Origin of the sequence: Pseudomonas sp. UBA6699 (assembly GCF_002454615.1) — a bacterium.
In the GTDB taxonomy this organism is placed as follows: domain Bacteria; phylum Pseudomonadota; class Gammaproteobacteria; order Pseudomonadales; family Pseudomonadaceae; genus Aquipseudomonas; species Aquipseudomonas juntendi.
Genome location: NZ_DKJF01000023.1, coordinates 79,107 through 93,882 on the forward strand (window position 1 = coordinate 79,107; position 14,776 = coordinate 93,882).

13 protein-coding genes are annotated in these 14,776 nt (G+C 64.7%); 5 read left to right on the forward strand and 8 right to left on the reverse strand.

Going from position 1 to position 14,776, the window contains the following annotated elements:
• Nucleotides 1-41: 41 nt before the first annotated feature.
• Nucleotides 42-458 carry a RidA family protein gene (locus tag B3361_RS05015; protein WP_029887064.1) on the reverse strand — a complete coding sequence of 139 codons (417 nt, stop codon included), beginning with the start codon at nucleotides 456-458 and terminating at the stop codon, nucleotides 42-44.
• On the reverse strand, nucleotides 458-1,777 hold the full coding sequence (locus B3361_RS05020) for a flavin-containing monooxygenase (protein WP_054905558.1): 1,320 nt from the start codon (nucleotides 1,775-1,777) through the stop codon (nucleotides 458-460). Before B3361_RS05020 ends, B3361_RS05015 begins: the two co-directional genes overlap by 1 nt.
• A gap of 308 nt (nucleotides 1,778-2,085) precedes the next feature.
• Between B3361_RS05020 and B3361_RS05025 the strand changes: the two genes are divergently transcribed.
• Nucleotides 2,086-2,763 carry a DUF1028 domain-containing protein gene (locus B3361_RS05025; RefSeq protein ID WP_054905559.1) on the forward strand — a complete coding sequence of 226 codons (678 nt, stop codon included), beginning with the start codon at nucleotides 2,086-2,088 and terminating at the stop codon, nucleotides 2,761-2,763.
• Nucleotides 2,756-3,916 (forward strand): acetylornithine deacetylase, encoded by a 1,161-nt coding sequence (argE, locus tag B3361_RS05030; RefSeq protein ID WP_054905560.1) that lies wholly within the window; start codon nucleotides 2,756-2,758, stop codon nucleotides 3,914-3,916. Before B3361_RS05025 ends, argE begins: the two co-directional genes overlap by 8 nt.
• A 70-nt stretch (nucleotides 3,917-3,986) precedes the next feature.
• Here argE and B3361_RS05035 read toward each other — a convergent pair whose 3' ends face one another.
• Together B3361_RS05035 and B3361_RS05040 are read right to left on the reverse strand one after the other, a co-directional pair.
• Nucleotides 3,987-5,255 (reverse strand): carbohydrate porin, encoded by a 1,269-nt coding sequence (locus tag B3361_RS05035; RefSeq protein WP_192440204.1) that lies wholly within the window; start codon nucleotides 5,253-5,255, stop codon nucleotides 3,987-3,989.
• Nucleotides 5,256-5,383: 128 nt separating this feature from the next.
• Entirely contained in the window at nucleotides 5,384-7,801 is a 2,418-nt protein-coding gene (locus tag B3361_RS05040) for a glucose/quinate/shikimate family membrane-bound PQQ-dependent dehydrogenase (RefSeq protein ID WP_054905561.1), read from the reverse strand.
• Between the two features lie 318 nt (nucleotides 7,802-8,119).
• Here B3361_RS05040 and B3361_RS05045 point away from each other — a divergent pair, with 318 nt between their 5' ends.
• Nucleotides 8,120-9,025: a LysR family transcriptional regulator gene (locus B3361_RS05045; protein ID WP_054905562.1), complete on the forward strand. Its 906-nt coding sequence runs from the start codon at nucleotides 8,120-8,122 to the stop codon at nucleotides 9,023-9,025.
• Nucleotides 9,026-9,129: 104 nt separating this feature from the next.
• The gene (locus tag B3361_RS05050; protein ID WP_054905563.1) at nucleotides 9,130-10,332 is read left to right on the forward strand and encodes an MFS transporter; all 1,203 of its coding nucleotides are present in this window, start codon (nucleotides 9,130-9,132) and stop codon (nucleotides 10,330-10,332) included.
• Nucleotides 10,333-10,373: 41 nt separating this feature from the next.
• Here B3361_RS05050 and B3361_RS05055 read toward each other — a convergent pair whose 3' ends face one another.
• Nucleotides 10,374-10,985 (reverse strand): LysE family translocator, encoded by a 612-nt coding sequence (locus B3361_RS05055; RefSeq protein ID WP_054905564.1) that lies wholly within the window; start codon nucleotides 10,983-10,985, stop codon nucleotides 10,374-10,376.
• A 105-nt stretch (nucleotides 10,986-11,090) separates the two neighbouring features.
• On the opposite strand from B3361_RS05055, the gene B3361_RS05060 reads away from it, so the two are divergent.
• Nucleotides 11,091-12,065 (forward strand): GlxA family transcriptional regulator, encoded by a 975-nt coding sequence (locus tag B3361_RS05060; RefSeq protein WP_029887073.1) that lies wholly within the window; start codon nucleotides 11,091-11,093, stop codon nucleotides 12,063-12,065.
• Nucleotides 12,066-12,099: 34 nt separating this feature from the next.
• Here the strand turns inward: B3361_RS05060 and B3361_RS05065 are convergent, their stop codons facing one another.
• From B3361_RS05065 to B3361_RS05075, 3 genes are all read right to left on the reverse strand, one after another.
• Nucleotides 12,100-12,951 carry a CAP domain-containing protein gene (locus tag B3361_RS05065; protein ID WP_047149650.1) on the reverse strand — a complete coding sequence of 284 codons (852 nt, stop codon included), beginning with the start codon at nucleotides 12,949-12,951 and terminating at the stop codon, nucleotides 12,100-12,102.
• Nucleotides 12,952-13,182: 231 nt separating this feature from the next.
• Nucleotides 13,183-13,794: a cell wall hydrolase gene (locus tag B3361_RS05070; protein WP_054903941.1), complete on the reverse strand. Its 612-nt coding sequence runs from the start codon at nucleotides 13,792-13,794 to the stop codon at nucleotides 13,183-13,185.
• A 32-nt stretch (nucleotides 13,795-13,826) separates the two neighbouring features.
• Nucleotides 13,827-14,744 (reverse strand): AEC family transporter, encoded by a 918-nt coding sequence (locus tag B3361_RS05075; RefSeq protein WP_154211009.1) that lies wholly within the window; start codon nucleotides 14,742-14,744, stop codon nucleotides 13,827-13,829.
• Nucleotides 14,745-14,776: the final 32 nt, after the last annotated feature.

Genomic DNA, 14,776 nt, shown 5'->3' on the forward strand with positions numbered 1-14,776 from the left:
ACAAGGCCGCTCCTACAGGGCAAGCGCCTGGCAATTGCCGGTCACGCCTGGTCCGGCACCACGGCGATCACGTCGATCTCCATCAGCCATTCGGCCTGGGCCAGGCCGGCCACTACCAGGCCGGTGGAAATCGGGAACACGCCCTTGAGCCATTTGCCCACTTCCTTGTACACCGGCTCGCGGAAACGTGGGTCGGTGATGTAGGTGGTGGTCTTGACGATATGCGACAGGTCCGAGCCGGCTTCTTCGAGCAGTTGCTTGACGTTCTTCATCGCCTGTTCGGCCTGCGCCCGCGGGTCACCCAGGCCCACCAGCCTGCCTTCGAAGTCGGTGCCGACCTGGCCACGCACATAAATGGTGTTACCGGCCCGCACCGCCTGGCACAGGTCGTTGTCCAGGGTCTGGTTGGGGTAGGTGGCCTTGGTGTTGAACATGCGGATGCGGGTATGGGTAGGCATCAGTGGGCTCCGAGGGTGCTGACGTTGCTGAATGCGGCAGGTCGCTGCCGGTCGGCCGCGCGCTGGTCGCGGTCGAGGTAGGCGCTGTAGGTGCGTTGCGTGGCAATGTGGCCGGCGACGTGTTTGGCGTCGTGCCATACGCCCCAGATGAACGACGAGCCACGGCGCGACAGCCACGGCAGGCCCAGGAAATACACACCTGGTTCGCGAGCGACACCGCGCTGATGCTGGGGCTTGCCATTGGCGTCGAAGGTGTCCACCTGCAGCCAACTGAAGTCCACGCCGTAGCCGGTGGCCCAGATGATGCTGCGGACACCGGCCTTCGCCAGGTCCAGCTGCTGCAGTGGGTTGAGCATGCAGGCCGGGTCGGCCAGGCGCTGGCGCGCTTCAGGCTCTTGCGGCAGGTCGAGGCCGTTGCGCTCCACATAGGCATCGGCGGCGTCCAGCAAGGCCAGGTAGTTCTCATCGCCCCGCGTGATGTTCTCGACCAGGTTGTCCTGGAAGTGCGCCACGCCGTTTTCGAACGACCGGGTCAGGCCAACCAGGGTCATGCCCTGGTGGGCGAGGGCACGGAAGTCGACCGTATGGCCCCCACGGGCGCCGCTCACGGCAATGGTTACGTGCTCGCGGCCAGGCTTGGCAATCTCTGCGTCCCATTCACCCAATACGCCAAGCCACCAGCAGAAGTCGCGGTTGCGGTAAGCCCGTGGCGGGCGATCATGAGCGCCGACCGACAGGTACACCTGGCGGCCGGCACGCATCAGCTCTTCGGCGATCTGCACGCCGGACGAGCCTGCACCCACCACCAGCACTGCCCCTTCGGGCAGTTGTTCGGGGTTGAAGTAGGCGGCCGAGTGGATCTGGTGCAGGTTGGCGTCTTTTGGCGCGATCGCCGGTATCACCGGCTTCTGGAACGGGCCGGTCGCCGCCACCACGCGGTTGGCGCGGATCACGCCTTCATTGGTTTCGATGGTGAAGCCAGGGCGGTCGCTGTTGCGCTGTACTTTCTTCACTTCGATGCCGGTGCGCACCGGCAGGTTGAACTTGCGTACGTACTGCTCGAAGTAGTCGGCCACCTGGTCCTTGCCGGCGAAGGCGTCGGCATCGAGGTTGAATTCCAGCCCTGGGAAGCGGTCGTGCCAGGCCGGCCCATTGGCCACCAGCGAATCCCAGCGGCCGCTGCGCCAGGCCTCGGCAATGCGGTTGCGCTCCAGCACCAGGTGCGGCACGCCCAGCTTGCTCAGGTGTTCGCTCATGGCCACGCCAGCCTGGCCGGCGCCGACCACGAGGGTGTCGATTTCGAAGTTGTTCAGTGTCATGTCCGAGCCCTTGTTCAGGCGGTTTTTGTCAGGTCGGTTTGGGGACCGCCGTTGCCTGGGGCCAGACTAGGGATGCTGCGCAAATGGCGAAAATAGTATTTAGCTGGGGCTTGCCGATAAAACGGCGAAGGCCCGGATCTTGTGAACGCAACTGTCGTGTTGAAACGTTGAAAGCTCGCGCACTCGCTGTGGGAGCGGGCCTCAGACCCTAGTTTTTTCCTGCCTAGCTCCTCGGAAAAAGGTGGTTTCGCCTGCCCGAAGGTTCCACCCAGAATGGCCTGCATTGCACAGCACACAGGAACCATGCCATGACCTTCTCCATCATTGGTCGCTGCCAGGAAACCGGCCAGATCGGTATTGCCATCAGCTCGTCGAGCATCGCCGTAGGGGCCCGTTGCCCGTGGGTGCGTGCCGGCGTGGGCGCGGTCGCTACCCAGAACATCACCCTGCCGGCGCTGGGCCCGCAGATTCTCGACGCCATGGAGCAGGGCCAGTTGCCACCCGCCGCTGCGCTGGACCGGGTGTTGAGCGCCAATGGCTGGAGCGAGTACCGCCAGGTGACGGTGATCGACAGCACCGGCCAGGTGGCCTTGTTCACGGGGCGCGAGGCGCTTGGCACACACCATGCCGTGGCCGGCGAGCAATGCGCGGCGGCGGGCAATTTGCTGTCCTCCACCGTGGTGATCGAAGCGATGGTGCTGGCCTTCGAACAGGCCGGTGGGCACCTGGCCGACCGCCTGCTGGCGGCCATGCACGCGGCGATGGCTGCGGGCGGTGAGGCGGGGCCGGTACACTCGGCGGCGCTGAAAATTGCGGGCGAGCTGACCTGGCCACTGGTGGACCTGCGCGTCGACTGGGCCGACAACGACCCGATCGGAGCGCTCGATGGCCTGTGGCAAGCCTACCGCCCACAAATGCAAGACTACGTTACCCGCGCCCTCAACCCGACCTCTGCGCCAAGCTACGGGGTGCCGGGCGATGAGTGAGTTTGCCAGCCGCACGCTGCTGGCCAGGCTGGTCGGCTTTGCCACGGTCAGCCGTGACTCAAACCTGGCGCTGATCGGCTTCATTCGCGATTACCTGGCCGGGTTGGGCGTGGAATGCGAGCTGTTCCACAACCCGGAGAGAACCAAGGCTAACCTGTTTGCCACCATCGGGCCCAAGGATGTTGGCGGCGTGGTGCTGTCCGGGCATACCGACGTGGTGCCGGTAGACGGCCAGGCCTGGACGGCCGAACCGTTCGCCCTCAGCGAACACGATGGCCGCTTGTATGGCCGTGGCACAGCCGACATGAAAGGCTTCATCGCGTCAGTGCTGGCAGCGGTACCGGCCTTTCTCGCCCAGCCGCTACGCATGCCGGTGCACCTGGCATTTTCATATGACGAAGAGGTCGGCTGCCTGGGTGTACGCTCGATGCTCGCAGCGCTCGAACAGCGCCCGCACAAACCACGGCTGTGCCTGATCGGTGAGCCCACCGAACTCAAACCCGTGTTGGGGCACAAGGGCAAACTGGCGATGCGCTGCCAGGTGCATGGCGCTGCTTGCCATTCAGCGTATGCACCGTATGGCGTGAATGCCATCGAGTATGCCGCCAGGCTTATCGGCAAGCTGGGTGATATCGGCGACGCGCTGGCCTTGCCGCAGCATCACGACGAACGTTTCGACCCACCGTTCTCCACGGTGCAGACCGGGGTGATCAAAGGGGGCAGGGCGCTGAACATCGTGCCGGCCGAGTGCGAATTCGATTTCGAGGTGCGTGCCTTGCCGGGGTTCGAGGCACAGGCGGTGGCGGACCAACTGCAGGCCTATGCCGAGACCGAGTTGCTGCCGCGCATGCGCAAGGTCCACGCCGACAGCGCCATTCGCCTGCAGCCGCTGAGTGCCTATCCGGGGTTGGCTACACCGCAGAACAGCGAAGCTGCGCAGCTGGTGGCGCTGCTCAGTGGTTCGGACAAGTTCGGCACCGTGGCGTTTGGTACTGAAGGCGGGCTGTTCGACCAGGCGGGCATCCCCACCGTGGTGTGCGGGCCCGGGAGCATGGAGCAGGGGCACAAGCCGGATGAATTCGTCAGTGTCGAACAGCTGCAGGGCTGCGATGCCATGCTGCTCAGGCTGGTGGATCACCTCAGGCAGGCTTGACGGTTTAACTGCCGGGGCTCTGTGGGCGCGGATGCACCCGCGAATGGGCCGCAGTGCGGCCCCCGGCGACTCAGAAGGTTGCTTTTACCTGCAGGCCCACCACCAGCGCATTGTCGATGTCTTTGCCAGTGAACGCCCCTGGCTCGATGATGTACTGCACATCCGGGCGCAGGTTCAGCCATGGCGTGGCCTGGTAGCCGTAGCTCAGCTCGATCAACTGCTCGGCGCTGTCGATATCGGGGAACGGCTGGCCGGCGTTGAATGCAGCATCTTCCAGCACATCGCGGCTACGCGGGTTGGGTACGGCGCGGCCATAACCCAGTGCCACGGTATCTCTCGGGCGGCCTTCGAACGGCTTGTACAGCACCACCCCGGCGCCATACCACTTGGTAAACGGCGAAGCGGCCTTGCTCGACGCCGAATACTGGCCGAAGGCGTGCAGGCTGCGGCCTGGCGAGGCCTGATCGTTCCACAGCGCCTGGTCGACCAGCAGGTAGTGCCCGCCGCGCCCCGACACTTCGTCGTTGCTGCCGATGCGCTTCACGTCGGAGCTGTCGTAGTAGTACCCCAGCTTGTACTCGCCCGGCAGCTCGCCCTGCAGCTTGTACACCAGCTCCACCGGGACCACGGTGCCAGTGGTGTGCTTGGGCCCCAGGTGCCAGGCACGGCTGGAATTGCCGTTGCTCTCGGGGTCCACATTGAACGCTGCCACACGCAGTTGCCAGGCGGGCGACAGGTCGTACTTCACGCGCACGCCGAGGTGGGCGTTGGGGTAGTTGGTCCAGCCGCTGCCCCCCGACATGTTCAGCGGGTGGCCACAGAAGCCGGCGTTCATGAAATTGCACAGGATGCCGCTGTCCAGGCCGCCAACGTCGTTGCCCATGGCCATGTAGCCCAGCTTGACGTTGAGCGCAGGGGTGAACAGGGTGCGTTCGTAGCTCAGCTCGGTCAGGCGGGTGTACAGACCGCCGTAGTTTTCCTGGATCGGCAGGCGGTTGCCGACCAAGTCGTCCGACGCGCTGTTGCCGCGACGGTCGTTGATGGTCAGCTGGACTTTGCCGCCGTTGTCCAGGCCGTACAGCTTCGACAGGTCGAACTGCACGCCCAGCTTGACGTTCTGCGAGTAACGCGCCGAGCGGTGCAGGCCGCCATGCGCGTTGTAGGCGGTTTCACCGCTGTAGTCGCCGGTGATTTTCACCCCGTCCTGTTCCAGCTGGTGGCGCAGGCCGCCCCAGTCACCGGTGAGGGTGCTGCGGGTGAGGAGGTCGTCGTTGGCGAGTGCAGTGCTGCTGGCCAGCGCCAGCAGCAGGGTGGGGGTGAAGCGAATTACGGATGGCATTGCTGTGTCTCGGGTTGTCTGTTCGGGCCTCTTCGCGGGCGAACCCGCTGCCACAGGGGCTGCACCATTTGCCGGGGCAGTGATCCTCCTGTGGCGGCGGGTTCACCCGCGAACGGGGCGACGCTGTGTTACGGCAAGGCGTAAGCGATCACGTAGTCGCCACGGTCGGTCGACTGGCGCGCACCGCCCGCTGTCACGACCACGTACTGCTTGCCGGTTTTCGGCGAAACGTAGGTCATAGGGCCGCCCTGGCTGCCCACTGGCAGGCGCGCCTTCCAGATTTCGTCACCGTTGCCGCTGTTGTAGGCGCGCAGGTAGAAGTCCTGGGTGCCGGCAATGAACACCAGGCCGCCTTGGGTCGACAGGGTGCCGCCCAGGGTGGGCAGGCCGATCTTGATCGGCAGGTGCATGCGGATACCCAGCGGGCCGGTGTCTTCAACGGTGCCCACCGGTACCTGCCAGGCCACCTGACGGGTCTTCATGTCGATCGCGGTGAGGGTGCCGAACGGCGGCGCCTGGCATGGAATACCGGCTACCGACAGGAAGCGGTTCTTGTTCACCGCATACGGGGTGCCCTTGAGCGGTACTGCACCCATGCCGGTGTTCAGGGCTTCGCCGCCGGACGCTGCATTGCCTTTGTTCTGCGACGGAATCATCTGGATCCACAGGCCCAGGCGCATGTCGTTGACGAAGATGAAACCGTGCACCGGGTCGGTGGAAAGGCTGCCCCAGTTCATGCCGCCCAGCGAACCCGGGAAGCTCAGCGACAGGTCGGTGCCAGGCGCTGTGTACAAGCCGTCATAGCGCATCTTCTTGAAGTCGATGCGGCACAGCAGCTGGTCATACGGGGTAGCACCCCACATGTCCGACTCGGTCAGGGTCTGCGCGCCGATCTGCGGCATGCCCACCGACTTGGGCTGGGTTGGCGAGTACGGCTCGTTTGGAATGTTGCCTGGCTTGACCGGAACTTCGTCGACCTGGGTCAGCGGTTTGCCGGTGGCGCGGTCGAGCACATAGATCTGCCCGGCTTTGGTGCCGATCACTACCGCAGGTACGGTCTGGCCGTCGTCCTTGGTGAAGTCGATCAGGCTCGGCTGCATCGGCAGGTCGAAGTCCCAGAGGTCGTTGTGCACGGTCTGGTACACCCACTTCTGGTTGCCGGTGGTGGCGTCCAGGGCCAGCACCGAAGCGCCGTAGGTGTGGTCCAGCTTGCTGCGTTCAACACCGTAGATGTCGGTGGACGACGAGCCCATCGGCAGGAATACGGTGTTCATCGCCGGGTCGTAGGACATCGGTGCCCAGCTGTTCGGGGTGCTGCGCACGTAGGTGTTGTCGCCCTGCGGGGCCTGGCGGTCTTCCGGGTTGCCCGGGTCGAAGGCCCAGCGCATTTCCCCGGTGATCACGTCGAAGCCACGGATCACGCCGCCTGGCATGTCGGTCTGGACGTTGTCGGCAACGCGGCCGCCGACCACCACGGTGGTGCCGGCCATCAGCGGTGCCGAGGACAGCTGGTAGTAAGAGTCTGGCACATCGCCCAGGCCGGCCATCAGGTTGACCTGGCCGTTGTTGCCGAAGCCCTGGCAGAACTTGCCGGTGTCGGCATCGACGGCAATCAGGCGGCCATCGATGGTGTTGGTCAGCAGGCGACGCTGGCAGTTGGCGCCGGCCGGCACGCTACCGCCGGTGACCGGCGAGCTGTTGGGCTGGGTCGGCTGGGCGATGGCCGCAGTGGCATCGAAATAGGCCAGGCCACGGCAACGCTGCCAGACCTTGGACTGGGCATTGATGGCGTTCTTCCACAGCTCTTTGCCGGTGTCGGCATCCAGCGCGATCAGGTTGTTGTGCGGGGTGCAGATGAACACCTTGTTGCCGATCTGCAGGGGTGTCAGCTGGTCTTCGGCACCGTTGCCGTCGCTGATGGCGACGTCGCCGGTGTGGTAGGTCCAGGCCACCTTCAGCTTGTTCACGTTGTCACGGTTGATCTGGTCCAGCGCGGCGAAGCGGCTGCCACCTTCGGTATTACCGTAGTGGGCCCAGTCCTTCTGTTCCTTGCCGGCCTCGACCGCGGTCATGCCCGGGCCTTTGCCAGTAGGGGCCACGCTTGGGTGGGCGACGAACATGTTGCCGGCGGCAACCGCCAGCACCACGGCCATCACCGCGGCAACGCCGTAGGCACCGCGCCCGGCGCTGGCGCCATTGGCGCGGGCCAGCAGTGGGTACACCAGCGCTACCACCATGCCGATGACACCGAACATGAACAGGCGCGAGAACAGCGGCCAGAACACCAGGCCGGCGTCGACCAGCGCCCAGAGGGCAGTGCCAACCAGGAACAGCGCGTACAGCCAGGCGCCCGCTTTTTTACGGCGGGCAATGAGCACACCGGCGATGGCCATGGCCAGGCCGCCGATCAGGAAGTACCAGGAACCGCCCAGGCCGGCGAGTTTGACGCCGCCGGCAGCCAGGAGCAGGCCAAGCAGGGCGATGATCACGCCCAGGCCAATCAGGATGATTTTAGAGGCGCCAGAGGCGCGCGGTGTTTCGTTCATGCCAGGGATCTCAGCAGGTGGAATGCGCGCAGTTTAATCCCTTAGCTTGCTAATTAACAAGTTGGTACATAATTTTGTGAGGCTGATTGTCGCAGGGCTGAACTTAACGCGGTGTGTCTAAAATTCTAGATCGTGCCTGGAAAAATGCAGGAAAACACCGGGTATGGCGGGCAAGGTTTTTTTATCGCGGCTACGTTCATTTGTAGGCTTAACGCCGGTTGGGCGTGCGCCCGCCATGGCCCTGTTTGCTTGGCGCCATGCTTCTTGACCGGGCTGGCGGTTTATTAGACCTTTGCGAGTTTTCGAGGACGGCCTGACATGGACAAACTTTTGGCGATGAAAATGTTCGTGGCCACCGTCGATGCCCAGGGTTTTTCAGCGGCTGCACGCCGGCTGGGGGTGGCGACCTCATCGGTGACGCGCCTGGTCGATGCCCTTGAGTCGGCGCTGGGTGCCACCTTGCTCAATCGTTCGACGCGCCAGGTCAGTCTGACCGAGGCAGGCGCGCGCTACTACCAGCGCGCCCGAGGCATCTTCGAGGCGCTGGACGAGGCCGATGCCAGCATCTCGGACCGCGGTGAGGAACCGGTCGGTGTGCTGCGCCTGTGCTTGCCGGTGGAGTTCGGCAGGCGGGTCATCGCCCCGCACCTGGGGCCGTTTCTGGCGCGCCACCCGGCGCTGGAGCTGGACATCGACCTTAGCGACCGCATCGACGACCTGCTCGACGGGCGTTATGACCTGTCGATCCGCCTGGGTGACCCATCGCCCAGCGATGAAATGGTATGCCGCCCACTCGGCCGCTTCCAACGATGGCTGGTCGCCAGCCCGGGCTACCTGGCCGAGCGCGGGCCGCTCCTGCATCCCCGGCAGCTGCTTGAACACCCCTGCCTGCGTTTTCGCTATGGGCAAAAAGCACGGCCCTGGCGGCTGACCTGTGGCCAGGAAAGCCTGGAGCTCGACGTAAGCGGGCCGCTGCGCAGTGCCAACGCCGACATGTTGCGCGAAACGGCGCTGGCAGGCAGCGGTATTGCATTGCTGGCCGACTGGCTGGTACGCGAAGATGTTGAAGGCGGTCGGCTGCAGCGCCTCTTCCCTGAATGGCAAGCCAACCCTGGCACCGCCAACGACTGTATCAACGCCCTGTACCTGCCCAACCACCGGGGTTCGCGACGGGTCAGCGCTTTCATCGGGTTTTGCGAAAATGTGCTGAATACTGGCCGCTAGCGTTGCGCTGTACGCAAAGGCGCGTTGCGTAGCTGCCCAATTCTCGGCGCCGCTGCCCGCAGGTAAGGTGGCCGTCATCCCCATACCTTGTCGAGGAACCTCGCATGAACCCTTCCGTCGCGTCAGCGCAACCGGCCACTGCCGGCCTGAGCCGGGCCCTGGTGGTACTCCTGGCGTTTTGCTGCGGCGCTATCGTCGCCAACATCTACTACGCCCAACCCATCGTGGGGCTGATCGCACCGGACCTGGGGCTGTCTACCGAACATGCCAGCCTGATCGTTTCCCTCACCCAGCTCGGCTATGCGTTGGGCCTGTTGTTGCTGGTACCGTTGGCCGACTTGCTGGAAAACCGTCGTCTGATGGTGGCCACCGCCGTTCTGGCCTGCATCAGCCTGCTGTTGGCAGGTACCAGTGGCAGTGGCCAGGGGCAGTTGTTCCTGGGTTACGCCCTGCTGATCGGCTTCAGTTCAGTGGCGGTGCAGATGCTGATTCCGCTGGCGGCGCACCTGGCACCCGAGCACCAGCGCGGTCGGGTAGTGGGCAACATCATGGGTGGGTTGCTGCTGGGCATCCTGCTGGCCCGGCCGTTGTCCAGCCTGGTGGCCGACCACTTCGGCTGGCGTGCGGTATTCATCGGCGCTGCCGGGGTGATGTTGGCGATCATCCTGCTGCTGGCGTCGACCCTGCCGCAGCGTCGGCCCGAGCACAAGGCCAGTTACGCAGGGCTGATGCTGTCGCTGCTCACCTTGCTGCGCCGTTACCCGCTGCTGCGCCAGCGCTCGCTCTACCAGGCCCTGATGTTCGCCGCATTCAGCCTTTACTGGACGGCGGTGCCGCTGGCCCTGGCTGCAGGGCATGGCCTGTCGCAAAGCCAGATTGCCTTGTTCGCGTTGGTCGGCGCAGTGGGTGCGGTTGCGGCACCCATTGCCGGCCGCCTGGCCGATGCCGGGCATGCCCGGGCGGGGTCGTTACTGGCGCTGTTACTGGCGCCGGCCGCCTTGCTGCTGGGTTTGACGGTGCCCGGCTACAGCGTGATCGGCCTGGGCCTGACGGGTGTGCTGCTGGATTTTGCGGTGCAGATGAACATGGTGATCGGCCAGCGTGAAGTGTATGCACTGGACCCGGCCAGCCGTGGGCGTTTGAATGCGGTGTACATGACCAGCATCTTCCTTGGCGGGGCAGTGGGTTCGGCAGTGGCCAGTGCGCTGTTCAGCCAGGTTGGTTGGCCAGGGGTGGCATTGGTGGGCGCCGCCTTGCCGGGGCTGGCGCTGCTGGTCTTCGTTTTCCAGGCACGCCAGGCTCGATAGGCGCTGCAACGCCAGTGGCAGTGGCCTGCCTGTGCCAGGGGCTAGCGGCTCAAGGGCAAGGCCACGCCAATCAGGGCGAACAAGCCCCCGCAGCAGCGATTGAAGCCTTTGCCTGCTTTGCTCAGCCAGGGCCGAACGCGGTACGCCAGCCGCGCCAGCAGGTATTCGACCAGAAACTCGACGCTGGCGAAGGTGGCCGCCATGACCACGAACTGCAACAGCAGCCCGCGCTGTGGGTCGATGAACTGTGGCAGGAACGCGCCGTAGAACAGCAGCACCTTGGGGTTGGCCATGGCCGACAGCAGCCCTTGGCGAAACAACCCTGCGTTGTTCAGCCCAGCGTTGCCCGCATTGAGTTCCAACTGCAGGCCTGGGCTGCGCCACAGCTGCACACCTAGCCAGACCAGATAGGCACCCCCTAGCCATTTCAGTACGCCAAGCACCGACGCCGAGGACTGCAGCAATGCACCAAGGCCGAACATCGCCAGGGCGATGAGCGCGCTGAAGCCGAATACGCCGCCGACAATGGTGAACAGGGTTCGCCGGGCCCCATACAGGGCGCCGTGGGTCAAGGCCAGCAGGCTGTTAGGGCCTGGGGTGAGCGACAAACCGATGCTCGCCAGCAGGTAGATGAGCCATGTGTCGAGGTTCATGCCGGGTAACGCCATGTGATGAACAGGGCGCCAGTCTAGGGCGCAATGGTGGCGCTGGCAGGGTAATATCCGGACATTCGATGGTACTTTCTGGACGTGAATACTGTGTATCCCGATATTCGCTTGCTGATCTTGCCGCTACCGGATTTTGCCTTGCTGCCGTTTGGCGCTTTCCTCGACAAGTTGCGCTTCAGCGCCGATGACGAGGACTACAGCCAGCAGCGTTATTGCAGCTGGACGGTGGCGGGGCTGGGTGGTGAACCGGTGCCTTCCAGCAGCGGTGCAGTGCTGCAGGTCGAGGCCGTGGCCGGCGACCTCGAGTTGGCCAGTTTCGACTACCTGGTGCTGTTCGGCGGGCGCAATGCCATGGCCACCGCCGCACTTGCACCGCGCTACCAGGCTTTGCTCAAGCGCGCCAGCAAGGCGGGCGTCAAATTGGTCGGGGTCGACAATGGTGTTTTCCTGTTGGCGGCGTGCGGCCTGTTGCGTGGGCACAAGGTGGTGGTGCACTGGCGCCACGAAGCCGAATTCCGGGCGGCGTTCCCGCATGTGCAGCTACTGCCTGAGCAACTGTACTGCATCGATGGCAACCGTATTACCTGCGCCGGTGGCACGGCGGCCATCGACCTGGCTGTCGCGCTGCTGTCACGTGCCTGCGGTCGCACGCGGGCACTCAAGGGCTTGGCCGACATGCTGGTGGATGAAACCCGCGACAGCCGCCATGCCTTGCGCTCCCTGGAGCCGGGCAGCGGGCCGGGGCGCCAGGTGCAGAAGGCGCAGGCACTGATGCGCCATCACCTGGGGGCGCCGCTGGCGGTGGAGCAACTGGCGGCAGCGTTGGGCATCAGCCGGCGCCAGCTGGACCGGCAGTTTCATGCCAGTCATGGCCTGAGTGCCAAGGCCTGGTGGCGCGAAATGCGCCTGCAGCAAGCACGCTGGCGCTTGCTCAACTCCACGCACAGCCTGGCGCAGATTGCCGATGAAGTCGGCCTGGGCGATGCCAGTTACCTGGGCAAATGCCTGCGGGCGCGGTTTGGCTGTACCGCGCTCGAGCTGCGAGCAGCTACACACCAGGGCTGAAGCGCGCCTGACAGGGTTGCAAGGGGGCTCGAATTCACTGTGGTGTGCCGAACAGTGCGGTCCAGTAGATGCCCGCATCGCTTTTTGGGTCCACTGCGTAGGCAGCCCCCAGGTCGCGGAACTCGGGGTTCATCAACGTGGCACAGTGCCCGGGGCTGTCCAGCCAGCCTTCGACCACCTTGTGCGCAGTGTCACGCCCAGCAGCAATGTTCTCGCCGATCTGCTGATACAGGTAGCCGGCCAGCTCCGCCCGGTCGCCGGGGGTGCGGCCATCCTTGTCGATGTGGTCGAAGAAATTCTGGTTGGCCATGGCCCGCGTGTGGTTGGCGGCAGCCCCCGCCAGCACCGTGTTCCAGCTTAACGGCGGGGCGGCAGCGAAGGGTTGCCCGCCACACTGCCGGGCCACCTTGCGGGCCGCGTTGATTTCCTCCACCACTTTCTGCCCTTCGGCTTGCCAGTCACCGAGGCGGCCACTGAGCAGTGGCCGGGCCAGCACGATACGCCAATCGCGGCCTTCCTGGCTGACGCCAATGTCGACGAACTGCGGGTCCAGCACCACCTGGCAGAAACTTTCCTCGATGGCATGCATGGCCGCAGGCGCATCGCGCGGCCCTGACAGGCTGATGGCCTGCACATTGACCATAGGGTAGGCCGCCCGGGTCATGGCCTGCTGCAGATCGCGGGTGCCCTCCGGCGACAGCGCCAGGCGGGTATCGCTGTTCAGCGGTGGTAGTTCCAGCGATGCCTCGCCACCGCAAGGTTGGGCCTGGCTGCGGTAGGCATTGATCGACGCGATCAGTTGCGCTTCTTCGCCGGTAACGGCCAATGCCCCGGTCGAAATCAACAGGCCAAGCGACAAGGCGGCAACGGATGACAGCACGCGCATGTGTATCTCCCTATGACTGGCAGCGGCGTGGTAGGCGCTGCTCATCCTACACAAGCTCGGGGCTTTTGGCCCAGGCGGGTGCAAGGCAAATAAAACGCCGGCAACTAGTGCCGGCGGTACACGAAGGGAGGTAGACCATTGCCCGCCGCAAAAGTGCGAATCTGGGGCAAATAAACCTAAAAGCCGGCGACCAGTCAGGTGACAGGGCAGTGTGCGCTAACACGTGCCTTGTCAGCGGGCCAAAGCCTGGTTGGGTTTGTAGAACAAAAAGTGCGTGGTCTTGGCCGTTCGGCGATAAGTCTTGGCCCAGGCTGGATGCACACTGCGGTCATGGAAGTAGAGCGCGCCGCCAGTGGAATCCTGCAACTGCTGGTTGAGGGCTTTGCGCGCAATTTCCTTGGCAACGTCGTAGCGCTGCGGCTCCTCGACCTGGTCGGGGCGCCCGTCGCACCACCAGGAAAACTGGCAGGCTTTGCTTTCAACGCCCTGCTTGACCACACCACAGATGGTATCCGGAAAGCCATCCTGGCCCAGGCGGTTCAGCACCACGCTGGCCACGGCGGCCATGTCTGAGGCATCGGCGCCCTTGGCTTCCCAGTAAAGGGTGCGCGCCAGGCAGGTAAGGCTGTCATCCAGCGGTGCCTTGCCAGCCGGGTCCACGGCCTGCGCTTCGCTCGGGGTCAACTTTTCGGCGGGCTTGGGCGGGGGCGCTGCCTCGACCACTTTTTCTTCAAGGGCCTCGGCCTTGCCCTCGGCCACGGCGGCTTTGGCGGGGTCGGCAGCGTGCAAGGGGGCGGCAAGCAGGGCGGTGGTCAGGCCGATCAGCATCCACGAAAAGCGCATGGTCTAACTCCCAATGGTGGGCTGATGCCAGTCTAGCCAAGCGTAAGCATTAATACCAAAGGCAGGGTGGTGGCGGCGGCCACGGTTTGCAGGGCGATGATGGTGGCCATCAACGGTGCATTGCCGCCCATTTGCCGCGCCATTACGTAGGAGGACGAGGCTGTCGGCAGTGCCTGGAACAGCACCGCCACCACTGCGGCCTGGCCGCCCAGGCCCAGCAGCCGGCACAGGCCCCAGGTGGTCACGGGCATGACCAGGAACTTGAACGCCGAAGCCGCCAGTAATGGCCGCGCCTGCTGGCCGAGGCGGGCGCCGCCCAGCGCTGCCCCCACGCACAGCAGCCCCAGCGGCAGGGCAGCCTGGCCCAGGGCCTTGACCGTGGGCTCGATGCCCGGCGGCAGGCCCAGCCCGGTCAAACGCAGCAGCAGGCCACCCGCGCAGCCGACAATCAGCGGGTTGGCGAAGATTGCCTTCAGCACGGTTGCTGGCGAACTGTGGCGGGCGCTGAAGCGGGCGAACACCAGCACGCAGAGCAGGTTGACCAGGGGCACGATGGCCGCGTTGGCAACCGCGGCCAGGGCTATGCCGGCGCTGCCGTAGAGGCCGGCAGCCAGGGTAGCACCAATGTAGTTGTTGAAGCGGATACCGCCCTGGAACACCGAGGTGAAATCGGCACCCTCGTGGTCTGCCATGCCTTGGTAAAGCACCAGCATCACCGCGCCCGCCAAGGTGGAAAGCATCAGCGCGCCGACCATGCCCAGCACCGGCACACCCTCCAGGTTGGCGGTGGCCAGGCCATGCAGGAACAGCGCTGGCAGCAGTACGTAGTAGCTCAGGCGTTCAGCGCCAGGCCAGAAGGTTTCGGCCAGAAACCCCCGCAGGCGCAGGAAAGTACCCAGGGCAATCAGCAGAATGATCGGGAGCAGGGTGGTCAGCAGCAACTGCAGCATGTCAACGTTCCGTGGTCGGGTACCGGCAAAGA